Origin of the sequence: Pararobbsia alpina, from assembly GCF_902859895.1 — a bacterium.
GTDB lineage: Bacteria > Pseudomonadota > Gammaproteobacteria > Burkholderiales > Burkholderiaceae > Pararobbsia > Pararobbsia alpina.
The window spans coordinates 1-1,737 of record NZ_CADIKM010000145.1; the positions used below are offsets into that span (position 1 = coordinate 1).

General features: G+C 62.0%; 2 protein-coding genes. Both read right to left on the reverse strand.

Going from position 1 to position 1,737, the window contains the following annotated elements:
- The coding region (tnpC, locus tag HV670_RS29880) for an IS66 family transposase (protein ID WP_246258130.1) at window positions 1–1,474 on the reverse strand (1,474 nt) is incomplete at its 3' end.
- A gap of 82 nt (window positions 1,475–1,556) precedes the next feature.
- A partial coding sequence (tnpB, locus tag HV670_RS29885) for an IS66 family insertion sequence element accessory protein TnpB (RefSeq protein ID WP_175108527.1) occupies window positions 1,557–1,737 on the reverse strand: 181 nt, incomplete at its 5' end.

Here is a 1,737-nt window from a genome sequence, read left to right on the forward strand (position 1 = left end):
GGTTACGGCGGCGTTGGCGCGCAAAAATCGCCCGTGTCGCAACGACACTGAAGGTCAAATCCCAATGTTTATCGAGCTCTCGGAAGGAGGTGCACAATGAACGCCCCATTGTAAATGGCCGGATGTCTCGCTCGAGAAGGTTGTTGTCGATGGGGGAATTGCCGTCATCGACATAGCGCCGCAAGTATTCCCACTGATTGCGCGCGTAGCTGATGGCCTGGCCCGTCAGGCTTTCCGGCAGCACCTGCGGGGCTTGTTCATCGAGCCAGATTTTGAAGGCGTCCAGCAGTGGCACGCTGTGAGTCTGGCGCAACTGGTACGTATAGTCGGCACGGGTTTGTCCTTCGGGTAACTGGCCGCGCGCGAGGGTTTCGACCTGGTACAGCGCCTTGAAGTACTCGAGTGCCTTGCGTGCGCGACCGTCCGGTTTCTTGAGCGCCTTGTACGCTTCATCAAACGCCCGGCGCGCGTGGGCCATGCATCCGAGATGCGTGACACCTTCAAGCGTGCGCCACGCACTGTAGCCGTCGGTCATCAGGGTGCCGGCGTAGCCCTTCAGGAAGGCCTGCGGATACTGCTGCGCACGTCCGGGCTGGTATTCAAACAGCACCACCGGATGGGCACTTTCCTCGGCACTGCGGTAGACCCACATGTATGACTTGCTCTGCGCGGTCTTGCCATCTTCCTTGAGTACCTGGACGGTCGTCTCGTCGCCGTGGATCAGTGACTGCGCGAGCAGCGTGGCGCGCATCGCCTCGTACAGCCGCGACAGGTGCAGTTCGGCAGGCCGGATGATCCAGTGCGCCAGCGTGCCGCGACTGACTGCAATGTTCGAGCGGCCCAGCGCGTCTTCCATGCGATACAGCGGTGTGCCATCCGCGTACTTCGCGGTCATCACCGTGGCGATCATCGCCGGGCTGGCGTTGCTGCCCGGCAGCGGCTGCATGGGCATGGGTGCGATCACGATGGGCGTGTGCTCCGCGTGGCGTTCGCAATGGCGGCACGCATACTTGAAGTGCACGTGCTGCAGCACCGATGCCTTCACCTCGATGTGCAACTGCTCGCACGTCTGCTCGCCCATCCGATGCATCGCGCCCTGGCAGCACGGGCAGACCTTCTGGTCCCCGGGCAGGTCGTACTCGATACGCGTGCGCGGCAGATCGGCGGGTAGCGGCTTGCGGCCCCGTTTCTGGTGGCCCGGAGCGTCCACTGCGGGCAGGCCCGTGTCGGGCAGTGCAAAGACGCCGTCCGGATCGTCTTCAACGGGCTCAGCAACGGCCGCCTGTTCAGCTTCGTCGAACACGCGATCCTTGAGCTTCTCGCTGCTCGGCGCGAAGCGCTTGAGTTGCGCGAGACGAAACAGCTCCTCGAGCTGCTCGACGCGGACCTTCAGTTCGCGGTTGCTGGCCTCGAGTTCGCGGATATAGGCAATAACTTCGGCCGGCAGGCCGGAGGTGGAATCGTGGGCTGACATGACGCTCACGATAGCGAAATCGCAAGACGAATGGGTTTACCGAATTTGTAACGATGAACCCGGGTGTTGCATCACGACATCGTCAGCCAACATGCCGATACTGTCGCGCAGGATGACGACGTACCGCATCGATATCAATACCCTCAAGCAGCCAGTGAAGCTGCTCGGTCGTCAACTCCATCACCGGCTGCTGCCGGCGTGGCCAAACAAAGCGGTCTTCCTCGAGGCGCTTCATCAGCAGCCAGAAACCATTGCCGCCCCAG